This window comes from Roseobacter sp. (assembly GCF_039970775.1).
In the GTDB taxonomy this organism is placed as follows: domain Bacteria; phylum Pseudomonadota; class Alphaproteobacteria; order Rhodobacterales; family Rhodobacteraceae; genus Roseobacter.
The window spans coordinates 14,442-36,077 of record NZ_JBDVLG010000046.1 but is presented as its reverse complement, the minus strand read 5'-3'; the positions used below and the strand labels follow the sequence as shown (position 1 = coordinate 36,077).

The 21,636-nt window shown below is 58.2% G+C and carries 21 protein-coding genes; 11 read left to right on the top strand and 10 right to left on the bottom strand.

The annotated features are described in order from the left end of the window. Window positions 1–43 precede the first annotated feature (43 nt). Window positions 44–2,077: a PhoX family phosphatase gene (locus ABJH13_RS11150; protein ID WP_348406284.1), complete on the bottom strand. Its 2,034-nt coding sequence runs from the start codon at window positions 2,075–2,077 to the stop codon at window positions 44–46. Window positions 2,078–2,236: 159 nt separating this feature from the next. Next, window positions 2,237–3,442 carry an FAD-binding domain-containing protein gene (locus tag ABJH13_RS11145; protein ID WP_348406283.1) on the bottom strand — a complete coding sequence of 402 codons (1,206 nt, stop codon included), beginning with the start codon at window positions 3,440–3,442 and terminating at the stop codon, window positions 2,237–2,239. A gap of 149 nt (window positions 3,443–3,591) precedes the next feature. Between ABJH13_RS11145 and ABJH13_RS11140 the strand changes: the two genes are divergently transcribed. The 6 genes from ABJH13_RS11140 (at window position 3,592) to ABJH13_RS11115 (ending at window position 7,398) form a co-directional block, all read left to right on the top strand. After that, a complete protein-coding gene (locus ABJH13_RS11140; protein WP_348406282.1) occupies window positions 3,592–4,218 on the top strand; it encodes an ATP-dependent Clp protease proteolytic subunit in 627 nt (208 codons plus the stop codon). Window positions 4,219–4,359: 141 nt separating this feature from the next. Next, on the top strand, window positions 4,360–5,625 hold the full coding sequence (gene clpX, locus ABJH13_RS11135; protein WP_348406281.1) for an ATP-dependent Clp protease ATP-binding subunit ClpX: 1,266 nt from the start codon (window positions 4,360–4,362) through the stop codon (window positions 5,623–5,625). Window positions 5,626–5,748: 123 nt separating this feature from the next. After that, window positions 5,749–6,117, top strand: a complete 369-nt coding sequence (locus ABJH13_RS11130; RefSeq protein WP_348406280.1) for a RidA family protein — start codon at window positions 5,749–5,751, stop codon at window positions 6,115–6,117. A 91-nt stretch (window positions 6,118–6,208) separates the two neighbouring features. Further along, window positions 6,209–6,592, top strand: coding sequence for an NADH:ubiquinone oxidoreductase subunit NDUFA12 (locus tag ABJH13_RS11125; protein WP_348406279.1), 384 nt, complete (start codon window positions 6,209–6,211; stop codon window positions 6,590–6,592). 6 nt (window positions 6,593–6,598) lie between these two features. Continuing rightward, the gene (gene mlaD / locus ABJH13_RS11120) at window positions 6,599–7,045 is read left to right on the top strand and encodes an outer membrane lipid asymmetry maintenance protein MlaD (protein ID WP_348406278.1); all 447 of its coding nucleotides are present in this window, start codon (window positions 6,599–6,601) and stop codon (window positions 7,043–7,045) included. Then, window positions 7,042–7,398 carry a DUF2155 domain-containing protein gene (locus tag ABJH13_RS11115; RefSeq protein ID WP_348406277.1) on the top strand — a complete coding sequence of 119 codons (357 nt, stop codon included), beginning with the start codon at window positions 7,042–7,044 and terminating at the stop codon, window positions 7,396–7,398. Before mlaD ends, ABJH13_RS11115 begins: the two co-directional genes overlap by 4 nt. On the opposite strand, the gene aat is transcribed toward ABJH13_RS11115, so the two are convergent. From aat to ABJH13_RS11075, 8 genes are all read right to left on the bottom strand, one after another. After that, window positions 7,362–7,994, bottom strand: coding sequence for a leucyl/phenylalanyl-tRNA--protein transferase (gene aat, locus ABJH13_RS11110; protein WP_348406276.1), 633 nt, complete (start codon window positions 7,992–7,994; stop codon window positions 7,362–7,364). The genes ABJH13_RS11115 and aat overlap by 37 nt on opposite strands. 10 nt (window positions 7,995–8,004) lie before the next feature. Then, window positions 8,005–9,357, bottom strand: coding sequence for an acetyl-CoA carboxylase biotin carboxylase subunit (gene accC / locus ABJH13_RS11105; protein ID WP_348406275.1), 1,353 nt, complete (start codon window positions 9,355–9,357; stop codon window positions 8,005–8,007). A gap of 11 nt (window positions 9,358–9,368) precedes the next feature. Continuing rightward, window positions 9,369–9,860: an acetyl-CoA carboxylase biotin carboxyl carrier protein gene (gene accB / locus ABJH13_RS11100; RefSeq protein ID WP_348406274.1), complete on the bottom strand. Its 492-nt coding sequence runs from the start codon at window positions 9,858–9,860 to the stop codon at window positions 9,369–9,371. A 178-nt stretch (window positions 9,861–10,038) separates the two neighbouring features. Beyond that, window positions 10,039–10,794, bottom strand: coding sequence for an ABC transporter ATP-binding protein (locus ABJH13_RS11095; RefSeq protein WP_348406273.1), 756 nt, complete (start codon window positions 10,792–10,794; stop codon window positions 10,039–10,041). Between the two features lie 58 nt (window positions 10,795–10,852). Next, entirely contained in the window at window positions 10,853–11,617 is a 765-nt protein-coding gene (locus tag ABJH13_RS11090) for an ABC transporter ATP-binding protein (RefSeq protein ID WP_348406272.1), read from the bottom strand. A 12-nt stretch (window positions 11,618–11,629) separates the two neighbouring features. Further along, window positions 11,630–12,829, bottom strand: coding sequence for a branched-chain amino acid ABC transporter permease (locus ABJH13_RS11085; protein WP_348406356.1), 1,200 nt, complete (start codon window positions 12,827–12,829; stop codon window positions 11,630–11,632). After that, window positions 12,829–13,860, bottom strand: a complete 1,032-nt coding sequence (locus ABJH13_RS11080; RefSeq protein ID WP_348406271.1) for a branched-chain amino acid ABC transporter permease — start codon at window positions 13,858–13,860, stop codon at window positions 12,829–12,831. Before ABJH13_RS11080 ends, ABJH13_RS11085 begins: the two co-directional genes overlap by 1 nt. Window positions 13,861–13,949: 89 nt before the next feature. Further along, window positions 13,950–15,299, bottom strand: a complete 1,350-nt coding sequence (locus ABJH13_RS11075) for a substrate-binding protein (RefSeq protein ID WP_348406270.1) — start codon at window positions 15,297–15,299, stop codon at window positions 13,950–13,952. 236 nt (window positions 15,300–15,535) lie between these two features. Between ABJH13_RS11075 and ABJH13_RS11070 the strand changes: the two genes are divergently transcribed. From ABJH13_RS11070 to ABJH13_RS11050, 5 genes are all read left to right on the top strand, one after another. Then, entirely contained in the window at window positions 15,536–16,825 is a 1,290-nt protein-coding gene (locus ABJH13_RS11070; protein ID WP_348406269.1) for a short-chain fatty acyl-CoA regulator family protein, read from the top strand. Between the two features lie 151 nt (window positions 16,826–16,976). Continuing rightward, window positions 16,977–17,360, top strand: a complete 384-nt coding sequence (locus tag ABJH13_RS11065; RefSeq protein ID WP_348406268.1) for a response regulator — start codon at window positions 16,977–16,979, stop codon at window positions 17,358–17,360. Window positions 17,361–17,363: 3 nt separating this feature from the next. Continuing rightward, window positions 17,364–17,627 (top strand): hypothetical protein, encoded by a 264-nt coding sequence (locus ABJH13_RS11060; RefSeq protein WP_348406267.1) that lies wholly within the window; start codon window positions 17,364–17,366, stop codon window positions 17,625–17,627. Continuing rightward, on the top strand, window positions 17,627–20,320 hold the full coding sequence (locus tag ABJH13_RS11055; protein WP_348406266.1) for an ATP-binding protein: 2,694 nt from the start codon (window positions 17,627–17,629) through the stop codon (window positions 20,318–20,320). Before ABJH13_RS11060 ends, ABJH13_RS11055 begins: the two co-directional genes overlap by 1 nt. A gap of 123 nt (window positions 20,321–20,443) precedes the next feature. After that, a complete protein-coding gene (locus ABJH13_RS11050; protein ID WP_348406265.1) occupies window positions 20,444–21,634 on the top strand; it encodes a FliM/FliN family flagellar motor switch protein in 1,191 nt (396 codons plus the stop codon). The last annotated feature ends 2 nt before the right edge of the window (window positions 21,635–21,636 follow it).

The window sequence follows — 21,636 nt, the reverse complement described above, 5'->3', positions numbered from 1 at the left end:
GCCTTTGGTAAGGGCGCGCTGGTGGCACCTCCGGTGTGTCGGTTCAGACTGCGATCTTGCCGCCGCCCTGTTTGGTCACCACCACAACGGATGGGCGTGGGGGCATGGCCGCGTCAAAGTCAGGCCAACGGGTTGCCGGGTCTTCAAAGGTGGAATCGCGCTCGAACCCTTTGAGGTCCTTGGTGCCATCCGTGCCGGGGTGCTGCACCGCCAAAAACAGCGTCTCGCCGCTGTCATGGAAGTAGGGCCCACAGAGTTCCCCCCCGACCGGGCAGCGGAAGAACAGCTTGGACGTGCCGCGCAGGTCGCCGTCTGTTTCCACCCCATAAAGCCCGTCTGATTTGCCGGTTTTACCCCAGCTTGAGCCTTGATCCGTGGACACCCACAACCGTCCATCTGCGTCGAACGAACAGTTGTCAGGCGACCCAAACCAGCCGTTTTCAGAGGTTTCGGGGTTCCACTGTGCGCCGACCTCTTCGATGCTCGGATCACCACATTTGACCAAAATGGACCAGGTGCCTTTGGTCGCGGCATGATCACCACCGTCTTCTTTGATCTCGATGATGTGACCAAAGGACGATTCAGGGCGCGGGTTGGCGGCATTGACCTGATCAGGTTGGCGCCGGGTGTTGTTGGTCAGCATGACATAGGCGGTGCCGTTGGGGCCGGGGGCGGCGTCCTCGGGGCGGTCCATCGGCGTGGCGCCCAACAGATCGGCAGCGATGCGTGTGTCAATCATCACGTCCGCTTGGCTGTTGAACCCGTTGTCGGCTGTCAGGGGGCCGTTACCATGCACCAGCGGCATCCATTCCACGGTGCCGTCTGCGTCAAACCGCGCCACGTACAGCGTGCCATCCGACATCAATGGGCTGCCGAAAACACCGGTTTGTGCCGTCACTGTCCCGCCCGAGACGTATTTGTACATATAGTCAAACCGGTTGTCGTCGCCCGAATAGACCACGAATTTGCCGCTGGATGACACGGTGCTTTCTGCGCCTTCGTGGCGGAACCGGCCCAAAGCGGTGTGTTTGATCGGTGCGGCATCGGGGTTGCGGGGGTCGACCTCGACGATCCAACCCCAACGGTTGGGTTCGTTGGGTTCTTTGTCGATGTTCCAACGGTCGTGGTGTTGACCCCATGCGTACCAGCGCCCCGGCACCCCGTACCGCTTTTTGCTGGCGGCATCTGCATGCGCCGAGATGTCGGGTTTGTCGTCGCCATCCACCACATCGGTCCAGAAATACCCGTGGAAGTTTTCTTCGGCCATCAGGTACGTGCCCCAGGGCGTCATCCCGCCGGCGCAATTGTTTACCGTGCCAATCACCGTCATGCCCGCAGGGTCGGCGTTGGTTTTCATGCGGTCATGCCCCGCGGCGGGGCCATCGATGGTCATATCCGTATTCAACGGGGTGATGCGGCGGTTATATTTGCTGTCGCGCACCAGCGCCCATTTGCCATCGCTACCCTGCGCGATTTCGACAACCGTGCCGCCATGCGCGGCCATCTCAATATCGATCAGCTCTCGCGTCATGCCGGTGAACCCTGCGCGATCCTGGCGGCCAAGACCGGGGAACATGACCTCTTCGTTGGTATATTCGTGGTTCACACACAAGATCCCGCGCGTGCCTTCGTCGTTCAATGCGGTAAAGCCCACATAGTCGTTGTTATAACCAAACTGCTGCAACTGCGCTTCGGCGCTTTGGTTCATCACGTCAAATTCGGGTGCGTCGGCTGTGATCGGATCCCCCCAGCGCAACAGGATGTCGGCATTATACCCGTCGGCGATGTGGTGGGTTTCATCGTTGCCCCAAGGCAATTCGTCAAAGACATAGCGGCTTTTGCCATGGCCCGCAGCGGCGGCCTGTTTTGGTGCCACCATCGCCGAGGTGCCAAAAAGGGCTGTGGTCGCGGTCACGCCCAACATTCCGCGCAACATATCGCGGCGGCCATAGCGGGTGTTGATCACGTCACCGATGGTGCGGCCAAGGTTTGGGTTTGTCGGAATATCGTCAAAAGCCTCGTAGGCTTCGGCTTTGTTTCCGTGCTCTGGGTCGTTGATGATGTCTTTACGGTTCATGTGCTTCCTCTGTCGGTGGCAATGTGTGACAACGCGACACGGGCATCGTGCCACGGGTTCTATCATCCCGTTTGCCCTGCGCGTGTAACGCGCCTGTGACGGACCGTCCGTTTTTATGATTTCCCCCGTGGAAAAGTTAACAACACCCTGCTTTAAAAATCAACCGATACGGGAAACCAGGTCTGGGATGTGTTTTTTGAAGGCAAAGAACCCTTTGGTGGCATGGGGCCATGCGGCGCTATCATAAGGCCGCCTGATCTGGACAACGGGCGGGGCGTCTGAGTGGTGCGCAAGCTGCGACAGCACATCGGCCACGGGTCCAACGGGCGCGTAGGGGGTGACAATCTGAGCGATCCCGGTGGCGTTGGCCCATTCTATGATGTGGTCAGGGGTCGTTACTGTGCCCGCTTTGTCGCCCAACCGTGCCGACCAACGCGCGACCGTATCGCGCAGGATTTTGGTGCGAAATGCGGCGACATGTGGGGCAGGTGTCAGTGGGCTGAACCCGTTGGACGGGGTCAAAACAGCCGTTGTTGTTACTGGGTCGTCCGGCAGGGCAAACCGCGGGCTGAGGTCTTCTTCGTGTAGCAACACCCCCGTGGGCACCCCGGTTTGCGGTTGGGGCAGACCCCGCAGCGGGGTGGGTGCGGGGGCCGGTGGGCCGGGGCGCGGGGTGGCATGGGGCGCCAATTGGCCGCGCGGATCAAACCGCCCTTCGGTGTATTTGGCGATGTTATCGGCGCGGGCGGCATAGGTCTTGCCCACGGTTTGCACCCCTGCGACCCACCGCCACCCCAACGTGTTGGATGCAGGATCGCCGTCCAGCAAGTGGCGCAAAAAGAAATCAGCCCCCAATTCCCAAGGCAGGTCCAGCGTGAAGATCCAGATTGAGGCGAACCACATGCGGGCGTGATTGTGCAGATATCCGGTGGTCGTCAATTCGTGGACCCAAGCGTCAAAGCACGCGATCCCGGTGGTGCCCATGCAGGCCGCGTCCCAGCGCGCGCGCAGACCTGATTGGGTTTGCACGTCGTTCCAGTGGCGCTGTAGGTCGGCCTTGTAGGTGTCCCAAACGCTTGGGCGCAGTTCCAGCCAGCCTTTCCAATAGGTGCGCCAGAATACCTCCTGAATGAATTTTTCGGCCGTTTGTGCGGAATGTCGCGCCAGCACGGCCTGCAATACGTCGTCTTCGGTGATCACCCGGCACCGTAAATACGGCGACAGTGTCGAAACCCCGGTGTGGTGGCCGGGCCCGCCATCGTAGTTGCGGCGCGCGGCGTAATCGCGGCCTGCGCGGGGCAAAAACGTCGAAAGCCGCTCGAGTGCGGCGGTGCGTGTGGGCGGGAAAATGTCCAAAGCTGTCATTCGTGGGGACATAGTTGAGTGTGACCTCAGATCAATCCTTCGCGTCAAGATTGAAACGGCCCCTTGCAGCCCCCCGGCGGCGATACTAAGCTTTGGGTAACGGTTCGTCGGGTATGGTCCCTCGAACACCAACTAACAGGCATTCCCTCATGAACGATCCCATCGACACATATATGAACCTTGTCCCCATGGTTGTGGAACAAACCAGCCGGGGTGAGCGCGCGTATGATATCTTTTCGCGCCTGCTCAAAGAGCGGATCATTTTTGTGAACGGTCCGATTCACAGCGGCATGAGCCACCTTATTGTGGCGCAATTGCTGCACCTCGAAGCCGAAAACCCGAGCAAAGAGATCAGCGTGTACGTCAACTCTCCCGGTGGTGAAGTGACCGCAGGTCTGTCGATTTATGACACGATGCAGTACATCAAGCCCAAAGTATCCACATTGATCTGCGGGATGGCGGCCTCGATGGGGTCGGTGATCGCGATTGGCGGCGAAAAAGGCATGCGGTTTGCACTGCCCAACGCCGAAGTGATGGTGCACCAGCCGTCTGGCGGGTCGCAAGGCATGGCGTCCGACATCCTGATTTCGGCCCGGCACATCGAACGCACCCGCGAGCGGATGTACCAGCTTTATGTGAAACATTCGGGGCAATCGCTCAAGAACGTTCAAAAGGCGCTGGACCGCGATATGTGGATGACGCCCGAAGAAGCCAAAGACTGGGGTCACATCGACGAGATCGTCGAGAATCGCAGCAAGGATGAAGACGACAGCTAACGAGACAGGCCGGTGCACGTTCAGTTTACCAATTAGCGATTGTGGACATGTCAGCGCTGGCCTAAACTGTCATAAAGGACAAACAACGCGGTGCCGAGTGCAGCGCGTTGTCGTAAACACGCAAGAGCTGAAAGGCTTGATATGGCTACGAATTCGACGGGCGATAGCAAAAATACCCTCTATTGCAGCTTCTGCGGCAAGAGCCAGCATGAGGTGCGAAAGTTGATCGCGGGGCCGACGGTTTTCATCTGTGATGAATGCGTCGAGCTGTGCATGGATATCATTCGCGAGGAAACCAAAGCCTCGGGTTTGAAGGCCACTGATGGTGTGCCGACGCCCAAAGATATCTGCGGAGTACTGGACGATTATGTGATCGGTCAGGCGCGGGCAAAACGTGTGCTGTCTGTTGCGGTGCACAACCACTACAAGCGTCTCAATCACGCCCAAAAGGGTGGGGAAATTGAGCTGGCAAAGTCCAATATTTTGCTGATCGGCCCAACGGGTTGCGGTAAAACGTTGCTGGCGCAGACCTTGGCGCGGATCTTGGATGTGCCGTTCACGATGGCGGATGCCACCACATTGACCGAAGCGGGCTATGTGGGCGAGGACGTTGAAAATATTATCCTCAAGCTGCTGCAAGCGTCGGAATACAATGTGGAACGGGCCCAACGCGGCATCGTCTATATTGACGAGGTTGATAAGATCACCCGTAAGTCCGAAAACCCGTCGATCACCCGCGATGTGTCGGGCGAAGGCGTGCAGCAAGCGTTGCTTAAATTGATGGAAGGGACGGTTGCATCCGTTCCGCCACAAGGGGGGCGCAAGCACCCACAGCAGGAATTCCTGCAGGTGGATACAACGAATATCCTGTTCATTTGCGGTGGGGCGTTTGCTGGTCTTGATAAGATCATTGCGGCACGCGGCAAAGGATCGGCGATGGGGTTTGGCGCAGACGTGCGTGACGAAGACGCGCGCGGCATCGGTGAGATTTTCACCGACCTTGAGCCTGAAGATCTGCTGCGATTTGGGTTGATCCCCGAATTTGTGGGGCGTTTGCCGGTGTTGGCGACGCTGGAAGATCTGGATGAAGATGCGCTTGTGACCATCCTGACACAGCCGAAAAACGCCCTTGTTAAGCAATATCAACGGCTGTTTGAGCTTGAAGATACGCAGCTGAACTTTACGGAGGATGCGCTGTCTGCGATCGCAAACCGCGCGATCGAGCGGAAGACCGGCGCGCGGGGCTTGCGGTCCATCCTTGAGGATATCCTGCTTGAGACGATGTTTGACTTGCCGGGTCTGGATAGTGTGTCGGAGGTTGTGGTGAATGAAGAGGCTGTAGTCTCGGACGCGGCACCGTTGATGATACACGGCGACGCTGAAAAAGAGCCAGCTAGCGCAAGCTAAGCTGTGGCCTGTCAAGAGAACTGCAAAGAAGGCGGGCATCGAACCCGCCTTCTTTGCTTCGCGGCCAGCCGTACCGGTCGGTTTTCACAACGGTGCAGGGCGCTTATGTGCAGGTGAAGAGGCATGGTTTTGACAGTTAAGCGCAATAAATCCGGCGGCACTTACGAAGATAAGATCGGTTATTGCCGTGCGGTCGTGGCAGGCGGGTGGGTGCACGTCGCCGGGACCGTAGGCCAAGGCGGAACGGTGGAGGCGCAATGCGCATCGGCGCTGCAAATCATTGAAAACGCTTTGACCGAAGCGGGCAGTTCGATGGCACATGTAGTTCGTGTGACCTACATGTTGCCGGACGCGCATGAATTTGAACGGTGTTGGTCGATATTATCGGCCGCATTTGGTGCGCACCCTCCTGCCGCAACGATGATAGAATGTGGTTTAATCGATCCGAAATTTCGTATTGAGATAGAAGTGACCGCGACCTTGCCGGAATGAGCCGGTGAATGCTGGTCTGGTTGGTGCATCCATCTGGACCTTTAACCAACAATCCGCCATATGTGGCACATCAATCCGACCGGAGGCGAATATGGGACTTTTGACTTCTATTTTGCGCAGCGTGACATGGTGGAATGGCCAGACGTTGAATACGCAGCTGTGGACATGGCGCAATGGCGTGAAGGTCGGTGAGGACAGCCAAGGCAATATGTTCTATGAAAACAAGACCAAACTTCGACGTTGGGTGATTTACAACGGTGAGGCTGAGGCCAGCCGCGTGGACCCTGAATGGCATGGATGGTTGCACCACACTTGGGACACCACGCCGTCAGAAGCGCCGTTGACGCACAAGGCTTGGGAAAAACCGCATCAGGAAAACCTGACAGGCACTGCATTGGCTTATGCGCCAAAAGGGTCGATCCGCCGGGCTGATCCCGCGCCGCGCAGTGACTACGAAGCTTGGTCGCCGGAGTAAGCACAGATGTCTGAGAATACAACGGAAGTGGTCGTTGGGGCTGGCGTTTTGGCGGCGGCGATTGGGTTTGCGGTTTATGCGGCGCAGGTTGCGGATTTATCCGGCACCTCGAGGACCTACCCGTTGGAGGCGAGTTTTCGCAGCCTTGAAGGTGTCAGCGTCGGCACGGACGTGCGGCTCGCAGGGGTGCGTGTGGGCACCGTGGCCGCGGTTGATTTGAACCCTGAAACATACCGGGCTGACACGACTGTTGCGGTGCAGCGCGGGATTGAGGTGCCTGATGACAGTGCGATTGTCATTTCATCCGAAGGGCTGTTGGGAGGGAATTTCGTCGAAATCGTGCCTGGCGGGTCGCCGTTCTACTTTGAACCCGGCGATACGATCACCGATACGCAGGGCGCCGTAAGTTTGGTGTCTTTGTTGCTGAAGTTTGTGAGCGGGTCTTCCGAATGATACTGCGCGCGGCTGTCATCTTTGGCCTGTTGGCGGGTGCGGCCGACGCGCAACCTGCCAGCGAAGCCGATGGTGCGGTCTTGCGGGGGATCGATAAGATCAGCGGCCAAGTCTATGATATTGAACTTAGATCCGGCCAGACAGCCGATTTTGAACGGCTTCGGATCACCCTGTCGTCTTGTCGGTTCCCGGTTGGGAACCCGGCGGGGGACGCCTATGCGGCGCTCAAGGTCAGGGATGCCGCGCAAGGGGACGTGTTGTTCGAAGGGTGGATGATCGCGTCAGCGCCTGCGTTGTCAGCCATGGATCATTCGCGCTATGATTTATGGGTGATGCGCTGCACCACCTCCTGAGGGCTGCGTAGCGCGGGTTTCGTAAAATCGGCGGTCATGTCTTGCGCGACATTTAGTGCTCGGTGGTACGTCGCGCGCGACACTTCCAACGCGCCTAGGGACGCAAGGTGATCTGTTAAAAACTGCGTGTCAAAGAGCTTGAACCCCCCGTCGACCAGCCGGTCAACCAAGCAAGCGAGTGCGATTTTTGATGCGTTTGTTCGGCGTGAAAACATGCTTTCCCCGAAAAACGCGGCCCCCAAAACAACGCCATAAACGCCGCCTACAAGGGTTTCGTCTTCCCAAACCTCAAGCGAATGCGCCTTGCCGCTGGTGTGTAGTGCCAGATACAGCTCGTTGATTTCGGCGTTGATCCAAGTGTCTGCACGGTCTGCACAGCCTGTGACAACCCCTTGAAAATCGGTGTTAACTTTGATGTCAAACCGACTGCTGCGCATGGCACGGCGCAGCGACCGCGACGCGTGAAACCCATCTAGGGGCATCACGCCGCGGCGCTGCGGGTCGACCCAGAAGATCTCTGAGTCGTCGCGATGTTCTGCCATGGGAAAGATCCCCGTGGCATACCCTTGCATCAAAACGTCCGGCGTTAAACGCACGGAACCCAGATCACCCGGCCCCCAGATTGGTTTCCAACCAATGCTCCAGCCAGTGGATGTTGTAGTCGCCTGTCAGTACGTCTTTTTCCTGCAGCAGTGCATCAAAAAGTGGTACCGTGGTATCCACACCATCCACGATCAACTCACCCAGTGCGCGGTTCAACCGCGCCAAGGCTTCGGGCCGGTCGCGCCCATGCACGATCAGTTTGCCGATTAGACTGTCGTAATAGGGCGGGATCGAATAGCCGTCATAAAGCGCAGAATCCATCCGCACACCCAAACCGCCGGGTGTGTGATATTGGGTGATTTTGCCCGGACAGGGTGCGAAATTCGGTAGTTTTTCGGCGTTGATCCGCACCTCAATCGCGTGTCCGTTGATGTTTAGATCGTCCTGCGTAAAAGACATATCCAAACCAGCCGCCACACGAATTTGTTCGCGCACCAAATCCACACCAAAGATCGCTTCGGTGACGGGGTGTTCGACCTGCAAACGGGTGTTCATCTCGATGAAATAGAACTCGCCGTTTTCATACAGAAACTCGATCGTGCCCGCGCCGATATAATTGATCCGCGCGACAGCGTCGGCGCAGGTTTTGCCGATGGCGGCGCGTTCTTGTGCAGAAATCGACGGTCCGGGGGCTTCTTCGAACACCTTTTGATGGCGCCGTTGCAACGAACAATCCCGCTCGCCCAAATGCACCGCGTTGCCTTTGCCGTCGCCGAACACCTGAATTTCGATGTGGCGCGGCGTGGTCAGGTATTTCTCAATGTAGACTTCGTCGTTGCCAAAGTTGGATTTGCCTTCGGCGCGGGCGGTCATAAACGCCTTTTCCATGTCGTCGGCGGTTTTGGCCACCTTCATGCCGCGCCCGCCACCACCTGCAGTGGCCTTGATGATCACCGGATAGCCGAATTCTTCGCCGATACGTTTGGCGTCTTCCAAGGTTGGAACACCGCCGTCAGATCCGGGAACGCAGGGCACGCCCAGCTTTTTCATCGTATCTTTGGCGGTGATTTTGTCGCCCATGACGCGGATGTGTTCGGCGGTTGGGCCGATAAAGGTTAGGTCGTGGTCTTCGACGACCTGCACAAACCCGGCGTTTTCGGACAAAAACCCATAGCCGGGGTGGATCGCCTCGGCGCCGGTGATTTCGCATGCGGCGATGATTGCGGGCACAGACAGATAGCTTTGCGCGCCCGAAGGGGGCCCAATGCAGACGCTTTCGTCGGCCATACGTACATGCATGGCGTCGCTGTCGGCGGTCGAATGCACCGCCACGCTGGCGATGCCCATCTCGCGGGCGGCGCGCACAACACGCAATGCAATTTCGCCGCGGTTGGCAATCAGAATTTTGTTGAACATGGGAATGCCCCTTATGCGAGGATCACAAGCGGGGTACCAAACTCCACCGCTGCCCCGTCTTCGACGAGGATGCGTTTGATTGTCCCGGCGCGTGGGGCAGGGATGTGGTTCATGGTTTTCATGGCTTCGACGATCAACAATGTATCGCCTTCGGCCACGGTTTTGCCAACGCTGATAAAGGGGTCCGCGCCCGGTTCGGCCTGCATATACACTGTGCCGACCATGGGTGATGTGACGGCGCCGGGGTCATTGGCGGGGTCGTCGTTGGGGGCTGCGTCTGCGGGGGCTGCGGCGGGTGCTGCTTGGGCGGCAACGGCGGCAGGTGCCGGGGCTGCAACCTGTGCAACGACCTGCTGTTGCACGTGTCGGCTGACGCGCACGTTCAGGCTGTCGTCGTCGCTATAGTCCCGCTTGACCTGAAGCTCTGTCAGATCATTTTCCCGCAGCAATTCAGCCAGGGCCTTAATAAAAGCCACATCAGCATCATGGTTCTTTTTTGTCATGTAATCCTCGACCATTCGGGGGAGCCTTGTTGAATACGGCCCTTGTTCCTGCGCCCCCGTTATAGGCGAAGGGTCTGCCTATGAAAACCCGCCTCTTTATCACGCTATCTTGCGCGCTAAATTGGCGGGGGTGTGCGGTTTGGCAGGCCTTTTGGCGGTGAGATGCCCTTGGGGCACCCTAGATCGCCAGATATTCTTCGCGCAGGTCTTTGTTTTCCAGCACTTCTGCGGCGGTGCCATCAAAGACAATACCGCCGGTATCAAGAATCACCGCGCGGTCAGCCAGTTGCAACGCACGCACCGCATTTTGTTCGACCAAAATGGTGGTGATGCCCTGTTCTTTGATGATGCGCAGTGTCTTTTCGATCTCGTCTACGATCACCGGGGCCAGACCTTCGTAGGGTTCATCTAGCAGCAGCACTTTGATGTCCCGGCACAGCGCGCGGGCGATGGCCAGCATCTGTTGTTCGCCCCCCGACAGGGTAACGCCTTCTTGGGCGCGGCGTTCACGCAGACGGGGGAAGAGTTCATAGACCCGTTCCAGTGACCAACCGATGGGCGGGGCGATCTGCGCAAGTTTGAGGTTTTCTTCAACCGTCAGCCCCGCGATGATACGCCGGTCTTCGGGGACAAGCCCAAGACCGACCTGGCTGGCCTGATAGCTGCTCATGTTGTGCAACGGTTGATGATCTAGCCAGATCTCGCCGCGTTTGAGCTCGGGGTCCGCGAGCCGTGCAATCGCCCGCAGGGTCGATGTTTTGCCGGCCCCGTTGCGCCCCAATAGCGCAAGGATCTCGCCCTCGTGCACGTTAAAGCTGATGCCTTGCACGATGTAGCTTTCGCCGTAATAGGCGTGCAGATCCCACACCGACAAAAAGGCAGGCGCGGTGGCGGCCTGATTGGCATTCTTCGAAAAATCGGGTTTGACGTTCATGGTCAGATCCTCGCAAACAGCAGGTCGGGGGGTGTTCACGCCCCCCTTGGTAAATGGCCTAGGCCGCCACTTGGGTTTCGCCCAGATAGGCTTCGCGCACCTTTGGGTGGCCTTTGATATTGTCAGGCGTGTCCTCGACAAGCGGGGTGCCCTGCGCCAACACGGTGATGCGTTGCGCCAACGAAAACACCACATGCATGTCGTGTTCGATGATGGCGATCGTGATGTCGCGCTCGTCGCTGATTTGTTTCAGCAGATCGATGGTGTTGTTGGTATCTGCGCGCGCCATCCCGGCGGTGGGTTCGTCCAACAGCAACAACCGCGGTTCTTGGCTCAGACACATGCCAATTTCCAACCGCCGCTTGTCGCCGCGCGACAAAGACCCCGCATGCATATGGCGTTTTTCGGCCATGTTCATGTCTTCGAGCATATGCTCCGCTCGGTCGATCACATCCCGCTGGGATGGGATGCTCGACAGTGCATTCAATTGAAACGCGCCGTCCCGTTTGGCAAAACACGGGATCATCATGTTTTCCATCACGCTCAGATCTGCAAAGATCTCGGGCGTTTGAAACACCCGCGAAATCCCCATTTGGTTGATCTCGTAGGGCTTGCGGCCCAGCACGGATTGCCCGTCAAACATCACCGACCCGGTATCGGGGATCAGTTTGCCCACCAGACAGTTGAGCAACGTGGATTTGCCTGCCCCGTTGGGCCCGATGATCGCATGCACCGAGTTTTCTTCGACGCTCAGGTTTACGTCCCCCAGCGCTTGCAAACCACCAAAGCGTTTGCCGACATTCTTGACATCTAGAATTCCCATCCGTCGATCTCCTTATTCCGCTGGGGTTGTTTTGCCGTCAGGACTGTCGTCCGCAGGCTTGCGACGTTTGAACAGACGGGCCACACGTTGGCCGCCCTCAACCAAACCGCCGGGCAGGAAGATCACGACCAGCATGAAAATGATGCCCAAGGTCAGGTGCCAGCCCTTACCGATGAAGGGATAGACAATCGCCACCATGAAATCTTCGATGCCGTCGGGCATAAAGGCGAACCATTGGTGCAGGATGCCTTCGTTTATCTTTGAGATGATGTTTTCGAAGTACTTGATGAAACCCGCGCCCAGAACCGGACCAATTAAGGTGCCCGCACCGCCTAGGATGGTCATCAAGACGACCTCGCCCGAGGCTGTCCAGAACATGCGTTCTGCGCCCACTTGGGTGTCCATCGCGACCAGCAAACCACCTGCAAGACCGGCATACATGCCCGAGATCACAAAGGCCGCCAGCGTGTAGGGTTTGGAATTTAGGCCGGTGTAGTTCAGCCGATGTTGGTTGGATTTCACCGCCCGCAGCATCATGCCAAACGGGGACCGGAAGATGCGGATCGACAGATAGAAGGCCAGCAACATCACGACCGCCGCAAGGTAGTACCCCGCGTTAAAGGTAAAGACCCAGTCGCCGATGGTCATTTCGTAGCTGCTTTTCATGTCGAGCCCAAAGAGGTTGGCGCGTGGGGTTTGACCGTCGGCCAATGCGCCGTCCAAGATCCGAGGATCGGTGTATTTGGGCTGCAGTCCGGTTTCACCGCCGGTGATGGGCGTCAGCACCGAATAGGCCAGCGCGTAAGACATTTGCGCAAAGGCCAGCGTCAGGATAGAGAAGTAGATCCCCGACCGCCGCAGCGAGATCCAGCCCACCAGCAGCGAAAACAAACCTGCAACCGCGACCGATACGATGATGGCTGGGATGACGTTCATTGTCAGCAGTTTCATCATCCAGATGGCGGCGTATGACCCCACACCCAGAAACGCGGCGTGGCCAAAGCTAAGGTAGCCGGTGAGGCCAAACAGGATGTTAAATCCGATGGCAAAGATGCCAAAGATCACCAGCCGTTGCATCAGGTCGGGGTAGCCCGCGTTGAACTGTGCCATGGCCGACCCTTCGGGGAAGGGGTTCAGGATGAACGGTGCAAACAGGCACAGGCACGCGACGATGATCAGCAGTGTTAGGTCTCTTTTGGTAAGGCCCATGATTATTCCTCCATCACGCCTTTGCGACCCATTAGGCCACGGGGACGTGTCAGCAAGATGATGATTGCGACCAGATAGATGATGATCTGGTTGATGCCTGGCAGGGTTTCGAGAACGACGGCCATAGAGGCAAAGCTTTCAAGGATACCCAGCAGGAACCCCGCGAGCACAGCACCCGATAGGGACCCCATGCCACCGACAACGACGACGACAAAGCTCAGCACCAGAAAATCCATGCCCATGTGGTAATTGGGCGAATTGATCGGCGCGTACATGACGCCCGCCAGACCCGCGACTGCGGCGGCGATGCCGAACATGATGGTGAACCGTTTGTCGATGTTGATGCCCAACAGGCCCACGGTTTCGCGGTCTGCCATGCCGGCACGCACGACCATCCCGAAGGTGGTGAATTGCAAGAAGGCAAAGACGGCCCCGATGATCAGTGCAGAGAATGCAAAATAGACCAAGCGCCAGTAGGGGTAGATGATGGTGTTCGGGTCGAACCCCATTGCCGCGCCAAAATCAAACGACCCGGTAAAGGCGGCAGGTGCGGGGGTTGGGATCGGGTTTGCCCCGTAGAAGTATTTGATGACTTCTTGCAGCACGATCGCCAAGCCAAAGGTGACCAGGATCTGGTCGGCGTGGGGGCGTTTGTAGAAGTGTTTGATCAGCCCGCGTTCCATGATGAACCCGATGGCAACCATCACTGGTATCGCGAATATAATCGAGATCGGCACGGCCCAGTCGATGATCACATCGCCGGTGGCCTGGCCGAACATGTCATGCAGATACGGCACTTCGACCTTGAGGGGGTTGCCCAAAAAGTCGGTCTTTGTATCGTCGATGACCGTGTGGCTGAATGTCAGAATGCGGCTGAGTGTGACCGCGCAGAATGCGCCGATCATGAACAGGGCTCCATGCGCGAAGTTCACCACGCCGAGCGTGCCGAAGATCAGTGTCAGCCCCAGCGCGATCAGCGCATAGGCCGAGCCTTTGTCCAGCCCATTGAGAATTTGCAGGATAATTGCGTCCATGGTCCCACCTTCATGAATCGAGAACAGGCCCAGGCAAAGCCCGGGGAAAAACAGGGCGGAGATAGGCTCCGCCCTGCAAGTAACAGCGTTTATGCGCCGGAGTTACACGTGCCCAAAGATCCGCCCGCAAACTGCGGGTGATCGGGTGTGTATGTGACCTGATCAACCGGTGTGACTTCCACGATTTCGAGGAGGTCAAATTCGGATGTCGGGTTCTCTTTACCTTTCACGACCAGCACGTCCTTGAAGCACTGGTGGTCGTCGGCACGGTACAGCGTTTTGCCGTTGCCCATGCCGTCGAATTCGAACCCTTCGAGCGCTTCGACAACGCCGCATGGGTTGAATGTGCCCGCACGTTCGCATGCATCTGCGTACAACAGTGCCTGAACATAGCAGGTGTGCGCCGCCTGGCTGGGCGGGAAGCCGTATTTGGTGCCGAAGGATTTAACGAATGCTTTGGAGCCTTCGTCGGTCAGCGACCAGTGCCAGTTGGTGGACCCAAAGATCCCCTTAACGTTGGCGCCCGCACCTTTCGCCATCAGGCGTGAATACAATGGCACAACGATCTGGAAGTCTTTGCCGTTAACCTGACGGTCACGCAGGCCAAACTGCACCGCGTTGGTCAACGAGTTGACCATGTTCCCGCCGTAGTGGTTCAGAACCAGCGTATCGGCACCCGATTGCAGAACCGGCGCGATATAAGACGAGAAATCCGTCTGCGTCAGCGGTGTTTTCACCGCGTTCACGGTTTCCCAACCCATTGCTTCGGTCGAAGATTTCACCGCTTCTTCTGTGGTGTAACCCCAGTTGTAGTCGGCGGTCAGGTGGTAGGCTTTGCGGTCTGTGCCGTAGTTGGCGGCCAGAACGGGGGCAAGTGCTGCACCGGACATGTAGGAGTTAAAGAAGTGACGGAACCCATTGGCGCGACGGTCTTTGCCGGTCGTGTCGTTGGAGTGCGTCAAGCCAGCCATGAAGATCACGCCAGCCTCTTGGCACAGCGCTTGCACGGCCACGGCCACACCAGAAGACGACCCACCGGTGATCATCACCGCGCCGTCTTTTTCGATCATCGATTTGGCCGATGCGCGCGCCGCATCTGATTTCGTTTGCGTGTCGCCCGTGACATATTCGACCTTTTTGCCGAGAATGCCGTTCCCCTGCAGGGCTTTGGACGTGAATGTGTTCATCATGCCGCCGTCGCCTTCACCGTTCAGGTGTTCGACAGCCAGCTGATAGGCGCGCAGTTCATCGGCGCCTTCATCTGCGTAGGGCCCGGATTGAGGCACGTTAAAGCCCAGCGTCACGGTGGAGCCTTGTGGTTGGTTCAGATAGCCAGGCTGTGTATCTGCGCGCAGGTAGCTTGGCAGTGTGAGACCAGCAGCCCCCGCCACCGCACCGGTCTTGATCAGACCCCGGCGGGTAAGTTTCGTATTGGACATGAAAATCCTCCCAGAATGGTAAACTCAAACATCAGGCTCCTTCCTCCAAAGCCTGACATCCAACGCACTAAGTGCAAATCCTATTTGGCGCAGGAAATGAAAATTACGCAACAAGTGCCTTGAAATACAGGTTAATTTTGTAAATAAATCGACACAGGGGTCGTTGTTTTTGTAAATTTTGTAATGTCGCGCCGCAGAAACCCATTGAAAAAGCGCAATAATACCAAAGGAGCCGCATGGCACGCGAAGGGTTAACAGGCAGCCGGATCAGGGAACGTCGATCTGTTGCGGGTATTCGGCAAGCGGATTTGGCGCGAATGCTGGGAATATCTGCGTCTTATCTGAATTTAATTGAGCACAACCGGCGCAGAATCGGCGGCAAGCTACTGTTGGACATCGCGCGCGCGCTTGGGGTCGAGCCATCGGTGCTGACCGAGGGCGCTGAAGCTGCGTTGATCGCGTCGCTGCGCGAGGCCGCGACACAGGCAAATCTGGCGCACACCGAAGCAGACCGCGCCGATGAACTGGCCGGGCGGTTCCCTGCTTGGGCCGAAATTCTGGCCGCGGGGCACCGGCGCATTGCCAGCCTCGAACGCACGGTAGAAACCCTGTCGGACCGGTTGACCCACGACCCCAATCTGGCCGCATCCGTGCACGAACTGCTGACGACGGCGGCTGCCATCCGGTCGACGGCAGCTATTTTGGCGCATGATGGCGAGCTGACGGACGAATGGCGCAACCGGTTTCATGTCAACATTGACCAAGACAGCCGGCGGTTGGCCGACAGTTCCAAAGAACTGGTGGCGTATCTGGATGCGGGGCAGGGTGTGAAGGACGCAGGCACCAGTCCGCAGGATGAATTGGAAACGTTTCTGACAGATCATAGTTTTGCCTTTGACGGGCTGGAAAACGGCACGGACAAACCAGAGGCGTTGATCGCCGCAGCACCAGCGCTTAGATCACATGCGGCGCGCCACATGGCGCAGGGCATTCTGGAACAGACAGTCAAAGACGCGGCAGAGGCCCCGTTGCAGGCGATTGCGGATGCGTTCAAGGCGGTGGGGCGCGACCCGGTTGCGATTGCTGCGGCGTTGGGGGTGTCTGTGGCGATGGTCTTGCGCCGGATGGCCAGTTTGCCTGCATTGGACGCGGGGTTGGTGGTGTGTGACCGCGCGGGCAGTCTGTTGTTTCGCAAACCCGCAGCGGGGTTTGTGATCCCCCGGTTTGGATCCGCCTGCGCGTTGTGGCCGCTTTACGCCGCACTTGGGCAGCCGGGTCAGGTGTCGCGCACGGCGTTGGTGCAGTTGGGCCGGGGTCGCACCGCGTTTGATTGTTTTGCCGTGGCCGAAAGCGTGGGGCAGGCGACCTATAATGCCGCGCCCTTGGTGCAGGCCAGCATGTTGGTGCTGCCCGCGACCCACGCCGATACGGCCGACGTACAAGAGGTTGGCGCGTCGTGCAGCGTCTGCCCGCGCGAGCCGTGTCCGGGGCGGCGCGAGCCCTCGATATTGGCAAGCGGGTTTTGACGGGCTTGCCCCTACGTCGCGCTTTGAGAGACGGGTTTTCTGGGTCTGCATGCTTTGACAGCCCGGTCAAAACCAACGATAGTTTGGCGCGTGCCCTGAGGGAACGGGCTTGATGGTCTGGCAGGGCGCGCCTTTTGGGGAGGAGGCCAACATGGGAAAACGCGTTCTTTTGGTCGAAGACGAAGCAAACATCATCGAGGCGATACGCTTTTTGCTGAGCCGTGAGGGGTGGCATGTCGATACGCATTCGGACGGGGCAGATGCGATGTCAGTGATCCGTGACCGCAAACCTGACCTAGTGATTTTGGACGTCATGCTGCCGGGCAAGAGCGGTTTTGATATTCTCGAAGACCTGCGCAAAGATGACGCGACCGCGGATACGCCGGTGTTGATGTTGACGGCGCGTGGCCAAAGCCGCGACCGTGAAATGGCAGAAAAGGCAGGCGTTAGCCGGTTCATGACCAAGCCCTTTTCCAACACCGAAGTCCTGACAGCTGTGCGCGACCTGTTGTACGTGCACGAACAGCGGAGCTGACGCATGCCCCCCCGATCACCGGTCTTTCTGGAGCGGGGCAGCTACCGCCAACGCCGTGTGATGGATGCGGTGAGGTTGGTGGCGATCTTGGGCGCGGGGCTGTGGATGATCCCGCTGCTTTGGCCGTCGGGCGACGACGGCGTGCGGATGTCGCGGGCGTTGATGTATGTGTTTGGGGTGTGGGCCGTTCTGATCGGTCTGTCACTGGTTTTGTCACGGCGGGTGCGGCGCCAACCCGATGCAACCGGTGACATCGAGGACATATGATGGCCTCTTTGAATACGCTTGTTGCGGTGTCTTTGGCCTATGTATTTGTGCTCTTTTGTGTGGCGTTTGCCGCAGAGCGTGCGGCAGACAAGGGCCGGGCGGGGTGGTTGTTGCAATCACCCCTCGTCTACACGTTGTCGTTGTCGATCTATTGCACCGCCTGGACGTTCTACGGCGCGGTGGGCTACGCGGCGCGGTCTGGGTTGGAATATGTGACCATCTATCTGGGCCCCAGTTTGGTGATGGTCGGCTGGTGGTGGGTCCTGCGGCGGTTGGTGCGGATTGGGCGCAGTCTCAAGGTCACGTCCATCGCCGATCTGATCTCGTCGCGCTATGGCAAATCCAACGGCTTGGCGATTGTTGTCACCTGTATGGCGGTCATCGGGGTGACACCATACATCGCGCTTCAGCTGCAATCGGTCACGGCATCCTTGTCCATTTTCGCGGCCGGGCAAGGCGGGGTCGCAGATGGCACAGACCAACATGCCGCCGGATTGTGGATCGCCATCGGGCTGGCGCTGTTTACGGTGTTGTTTGGCACCCGTCGTTTGAATGTGAACGAACGTCAGCACGGCGTGGTGATTGCCGTCGCGGTCGAAGCGGTGGTCAAGCTTATCGCGTTGCTGGCGGTGGGGGCGTTTGTCGTCTGGGGCATCGCGGGCGGCGTGGGCGAAACCTTGGCGCGGATCGATGCATCGGGGTTGGGCATGTGGAGAATGGACGGCAGCCGCTGGTTGGGGCTTACGTTTGTCTCTGCGGCGGCGTTTTTGTGCCTGCCGCGCATGTTTCAGGTGATGGTGGTGGAAAACAGCGACGAACGCCACCTGCAGATCGCCAGCTGGGCGTTTCCGTTGTATCTGATGTTGATGAGCCTGTTTGTGGTGCCTATAGCGGTGCTTGGGCTGGACCTGCTGCCTGCGGGCGCGAACCCCGATTTTTTTGTGCTGAGCCTGCCACTAAGTCAAGGGCGCGAAGGTCTGGCGATGCTTAGTTTCTTAGGGGGGTTCTCATCCGCGACCTCTATGGTGATTGTGGCGACGTTGGCGTTGTCGACGATGGTGTCCAACCACATGGTGATGCCGGTGTTTCTATACCTGCAACGGGGCGGCGCGACCCAATCAGGCGACGTGCGCCATGTGGTGATCTTGTCGCGGCGGCTGTCGATCCTGACGATCATCGTTTTGGGCTACATCTATTATCAGGTGTCGGGGGGGTCGGGTGCGCTGGCGGCCATCGGGCTGATTTCCTTTACCGGTGTGGCACAGTTTTTACCCGTCGTGCTGGGCGGTATTTTCTGGCGTGGGGCGACCCGTGCGGGCGCGTTTGTGGGGCTGGGGGTCGGGTTTGTGGTGTGGGCGTTCACGACGCTGCTGCCCAGTTTCGGCCCCGGCGCCGTCCTAAGCACTACCGTCTTCGAGGTTGGTCTGTGGGGGCTGGAATGGCTGCGTCCGCAGGCGTTGTTTGGCATCACAGGGGTTGATCCGACGGTGCATGCGATCTTCTGGAGCATGGTGCTGAATGCGGCCGGGTTTGTGATGGTGTCGATTGTGACATTTCCGCGCCCGTTGGAACGGCTGCAGGGCGCGCAATTTGTGAATGTGTTTGATCATTCGGCGCAAACGCGCGGCTGGCAGGTGCCGGTGGCAGAAAGCGAAGACCTGATGATCATGACACAGCGGATTTTGGGCGCTGACGAAGCGCATCGGTTGTTCGAAACGGCGGCGGTGGCGCAGGGGCGGGGTGGGTTTTTGCCCGAACCGAACCCTGATTTTCTGCAAACGTTGGAACGCGAATTGGCGGGGTCTGTCGGCGGGGCCACAGCGCATGCCATGATCAGCCAGATCGTTGGGGGGGCGGCGGTGTCGGTTCAGGATTTGCTGGCAGTGGCCGACGAATCGGCCCAGCGGTTAGAGTATTCCAACCAACTCGAGGCAAAATCCCACGAGCTTCGGCGCACGGCGGCGCAACTGCGGGAGGCCAACGACAAACTGGTGCAGTTGAGCGACCAAAAAGATGCGTTTCTCAGCCAGATCAGTCATGAATTACGCACCCCCATGACCTCGATCCGCGCGTTTTCCGAAATTTTGCGCGATACGGATGGTTTGGGTCCGATGGAGAAAACGAAATACGCCAATATTATTCACATAGAGGCGATCCGGTTGACCCGTCTTTTGAACGATCTGCTTGATCTGAGCGTGTTGGAAAACGGGCAGGTCACGTTGAACCAGCAGTCGGGGCCATTGGCGAGCCTGTTGGATCACGCGATTGCCACCGCCGAAGCCAGCGAGACCCGTCAGATCAGCGTGCGGCGCAGCCGGCTTGACGAAACCCTCATGCTGCACACAGATCTTGACCGACTTAGTCAGGTGTTCATCAATTTGATCACCAATGCCCAGAAATACTGCACCGCAGCGGACCCCGAATTGCGCATCAAGGTCCATCAGGACGGGGACGCCCTTGTGATGGATTTTATCGACAATGGCGCAGGTATTCCGCGTGATTCCCGCGACGTTATGTTTGAGAAATTCAACCGGATTGGGGCGCAGGACGGTGCAGGTGCGGGCCTTGGTTTGGCGATTTGCCGCGAGATCATGACCCGTTTGGGCGGGGATGTGCGCTATCTTGATGTCACTGGGGGCACTGGTTTCCGCGTTCGGCTACCACACGCCAATGCTTTGATCGCTCGGTCATAAAGGTTTCGAAAAGTGACATGTTTCTGCGGACATAAAGGCATTGGTAACCATTAGTAGGTATCTCGGTCTTGTGAACAAATGGCGCGCGGGCGAGGCGCCGATATTCTATTACAAGGGCCGCAGATGTCAGTTTTGCAGCGCAAGGCGCAGGCAGGAAAGCAGGAGCATCAGGCACGGGCGATGACCGTGCCTAAATCGCTTCGGGTGAGTGTTGCCAAAGTCGCAGATGAAATTTTCGAGATGGCCCTGGTGGTCATCGGGATCACGCAGGAAACCTGTGATAGCGATCAACTGGCTGAAAAGCTGGATGATAATGCGCTATTGGCCTTGCTGGATGGTCCGGGCAGCACCAATGCTGGCGCCATGGTCGGGCCGGAACTGGTTGCCGCGATGATCCAACAGCAAACGACAGGCAAGGTGGCACCAATGGTGCCAGAACCACGACCGTTGACGTCAACCGACGCTGCACTTTGTGCGCCTTTGATTGATTCACTGTTCCAACGGGCCCATGGGCTGCTGGAAAGCGACGAGGACCGTCAGGTGTTGCCGCTGCAGAAATTCGGTGCCCGCGTGGAAACAGCGCGCCTATTCGGTTTGGCACTGGATGCGACAGAATACCGTGTGTTCAAGCTTACCGTTGATATCGCGGGTGGGGCCTTTCAATCCGTCCTGACCTTGTTACTTCCAATCCCTGACGGACGTCTGGATGTTGTGGAGGCATGGGATGAAGAACGCGGCGCCCCCGCCGAACCATTGACGCTTGGGCGGACGATGCTGGCCGTTAAGGCCGATTTGACCGCCGTCGTCGGGCGCTTGAGTCTTCCGCTGTCAAAGTTAGAACAGCTGGCTGCTGGCGATGAGTTGGTTCTGCGCCCCGACGCGTTTGAAAATGTTGAACTTCGTACGGTCGACAACCGCGTGATCAGCCGGGGCGCGATGGGGCAGTTGGATGGGCGGCGTGCCGTGCAATTGCAAAGCATCGCATCGACGTCACAGCAGCAGGCCGTTCAAATGGAAGGCGATACCGCGCCGGGCATGCAGCAGATGCAACTGGGGGCGATGGACATGGGGGCCGCGCCAGCGTTGGATTTGCCGGGTGTCGGAGATATGGCACCTTTGGATATTGCGCCCGACTTACCGGACCTACCCGATCTGCCAGACTTGCCTGATTTACCAGATCTACCGGACTTGTCAGATTTGTCGGTGACAGATGAAGACGCTGGAAGTTTGCCTGATTTGCCCGACCTACCTGACCTTGATGGCATCGGTGACCTGCCGCCACTTGACGGCTTGCCTGATATCAAGACGGCCTGATC